The organism is Arthrobacter sp., assembly GCF_030540645.1.
Lineage (GTDB): Bacteria > Actinomycetota > Actinomycetes > Actinomycetales > Micrococcaceae > Specibacter.
Genome location: NZ_JAUNVV010000066.1, coordinates 1 through 3148 on the forward strand (window position 1 = coordinate 1; position 3148 = coordinate 3148).

Consider the following 3148-nt stretch of genomic DNA (forward strand, 5'->3'; position numbering starts at 1 on the left):
CCAAGAGATTAGAAGGCTCCTGCTCTATCCGCTGAGCTACCGAGGCGTGGCCCAACTAAGGGCCGCATCTAAATTATCAGGTTTCCTGGCCGATCTCTTCCTCCACAGCTTCACCAGCACGGGCGTGCGTCCACAATCAGCGCATTCTTACTGGTGACCGTACCGGAACAGGTGTTGGCTTGAAGCAAGTGAACACCGCCGCAGCTGCGGCTTAGAGAAAGGCATCGCCATGGCCAACCATGTCAGTATCCGGGGCTTCGTATCTTCCGAGTTCGAGATGCGCAACACCCCAACCGGACTTGTCATCGGGAGCTTTCGCATGGGTTCCACCGAACGTCGCCAAGATCCCATCACCAAACTCTGGGAGGACGGTCAGACGAACTGGTACCGCGTCAACGCGTTCAAGGCACTTGCCCTGAACGCTGCCTCAAGCATTCACAAGGGCGATCGCATCCTGGTCATGGGAAGGCTCAAAATCCAGACCTTCCTGCGCAAGGACGGCACCACTGGAACAAGCGTCGACATCGATGCTGACGGCATTGGCCCCGATCTTCAATTCGGAATGGCCCACTACACCCGCATGGCAGGCGCACACCCCGTCGGCCAATCGGCGTCGCGAGCCGATGCTGGAGAAGCATTGCAGTCTGCAGACTCCTTCCTCAGTGCAGACGAGGGGGATCTTCCCGATGACTCCATGCCCGGCGCGGACGGGGCTGACGAAGAACAAGACGACGACGTCGACGGTGACGCGGCCGCCGCCGCGGTATACGGCGACAACGATGAGTCCGGCAGTGCTGACGATGAAAGTGGCCTCACTGAGGGGGAGCGTGCAGATCGGCAGACAGGGGAGATCTTGCAGGAAGCCGCGCCCTTCTAGATCTGTGGAACAACGCACCGGCTGTCATGGCAGAATGGCGGGGTGACTTTGGAAAAGATGACATCCCGCCACCAGCCCGCATCACCTCACATGAAGGTTCGCGCTGTGGCAGTCTCTGCTCTACTGGTTGCAACCGTGGCACTTGGTGGCTGTTCCCTTTTGCCTGGAGAAGTGGCTTCTCAAGCTCCCACACCAGCAGCAGCAAGCACCTCAGCGCCTGCCCAGGAAGTCGAAAAGGCGCCCGAAAAGCCTGCGCAACCACCGACGGCAGCGGAAGAATTCTCCAAGAAGCTCACGGCATCCTTGACCACGCTTGCTGCGGGAACCAAGGCCCCCAACCGTCAACAGATGATGACCGCCATGCTTGACGCCGGTGCAGTCAAGGAAAAAACCGAGGTCTCTGTCGACATCACGCCAACGGGCCTTGCCGTTGACGCGATTGAAGCTGCAACGCCCATCGCGGAAGAGTGCGTTATCGGCCAGGTACGCGACGGCAAGGTTGCAGTCACCATCCTGCCGGTGCTGGCATCCGGACGCTGCTTCGTCGGGGACGTCCACTGACCAAGGGGCCATGGCCTAGCCGCGCCGTGACGCTTGCCTCACAAATACGTCTGCGAATGTGGGTTAAGCCGTCGCACCCACTAACCTTGAGGGTATGGCGGAATTTATTTATACAATGTCCGATGCCCGCAAGGCTGTTGGCGACAAACTCATTCTTGACAACGTAAGCATGTCTTTCTATCCGGGCGCCAAGATCGGCGTCGTCGGACCCAATGGTGCGGGAAAGTCCACCATTTTGAAGATCATGGCCGGCTTGGACACCCCCTCCAACGGTGAAGCCCGTTTGAGCCCCGGCTACACGGTGGGCATCCTGCTCCAAGAGCCGCCGTTGAACGAGGAAAAGACCGTTCTGGGCAACGTCCAGGAAGGCGTTGGCGAGATCTACGGCAAGATCACCCGTTACAACGAGATCTCCGAGGAAATGGCCAGCCCCGACGCTGACTTTGACACCCTCCTTGAAGAGATGGGCAAGCTGCAGGAAGCCATCGATGCTGCCGACGCCTGGGACATCGACTCCCAGCTCGAGCAGGCCATGGACGCTCTCCAGTGCCCGCCGGGCGACTCCGACGTCACGGTCCTCTCCGGTGGTGAGCGCCGCCGCGTTGCCCTGTGCAAGCTGCTGCTGCAAAAGCCGGACCTGCTGCTCCTCGATGAGCCCACCAACCACTTGGACGCCGAGTCCGTGAACTGGCTGGAACAGCACCTGAAGAGCTACGCCGGCGCCGTCCTTGCCGTGACCCACGACCGTTACTTCCTGGACCACGTCGCCGAATGGATCGCCGAAGTGGACCGCGGAAAGCTGTACCCCTACGAAGGCAACTACTCCACCTACCTGGAGAAGAAGCGCGCCCGTCTGGAAGTCCAAGGCAAGAAGGACGCCAAGCAGGCCAAGCGACTCACCGAAGAACTCGAGTGGGTACGCTCCAACGCCAAGGGTCGCCAGACGAAGTCCAAGGCACGTCTGGCCCGCTACGAGGAAATGGCTGCCGAGGCAGACCGCACCCGCAAGCTGGACTTCGAAGAAATCCAGATTCCACCGGGCCCGCGCCTGGGCGGCATTGTGCTGGAAGCCGAGAACCTCAAGAAGGGCTACGGCGATCGTGTCCTGATCGACGGTCTCAGCTTCACCCTGCCCCGCAACGGCATCGTCGGCGTCATCGGTCCCAATGGTGTTGGCAAGTCAACGCTGTTCAAGACCATCGTTGGCCTTGAAGAGCTCGACGGCGGCAAGCTCAAGGTGGGCGATTCGGTCAAGATCTCCTACGCCGACCAGAGCCGTGGCGGAATCGACCCGGACAAGACCCTGTGGCAAGTCGTCTCCGACGGACTCGACTTCATCCAGGTGGGCCAGGTTGAAATGCCTTCCCGCGCCTATGTTGCCGCGTTCGGCTTCAAGGGACCGGACCAGCAAAAGAAGGCAGGTGTGCTCTCCGGTGGTGAGCGCAACCGCCTAAACCTGGCGCTGACCCTCAAGCAGGGTGGAAACCTGCTGCTTTTGGATGAGCCCACTAACGACCTTGACGTGGAAACCCTCAGCAGCCTGGAAAATGCGCTGCTGGAATTCCCCGGCTGCGCCGTCGTGGTATCGCACGATCGCTGGTTCCTGGACCGGGTCGCGACCCACATCCTCGCCTACGAAGGCACCAACGAGAACCCGGCCAACTGGCACTGGTTCGAAGGCAACTACGACGCCTACGAGGAAAACAAGAT

At 60.4% G+C, this 3148-nt stretch carries 3 protein-coding genes; all 3 read left to right on the forward strand.

Translation table 11 applies throughout. The annotated features are described in order from the left end of the window. Positions 1 to 229 precede the first annotated feature (229 nt). Complete coding sequence (locus Q4P21_RS11995; protein WP_303389001.1) at positions 230 to 877, forward strand: single-stranded DNA-binding protein; 648 nt, start codon at positions 230 to 232, stop codon at positions 875 to 877. Positions 878 to 1048: 171 nt separating this feature from the next. Continuing rightward, positions 1049 to 1438 carry a hypothetical protein gene (locus Q4P21_RS12000; protein WP_303389002.1) on the forward strand — a complete coding sequence of 130 codons (390 nt, stop codon included), beginning with the start codon at positions 1049 to 1051 and terminating at the stop codon, positions 1436 to 1438. 94 nt (positions 1439 to 1532) lie between these two features. Then, a partial coding sequence (gene ettA / locus Q4P21_RS12005) for an energy-dependent translational throttle protein EttA (protein WP_303389003.1) occupies positions 1533 to 3148 on the forward strand: 1616 nt, incomplete at its 3' end.

Coding starts and splice junctions, on each gene's coding strand:
- Q4P21_RS11995 (WP_303389001.1), top strand. CDS start 230: ATGGCCAACCATGTCAGTATCCGGGGCTTCGTATCTTCCGAGTTCGAG.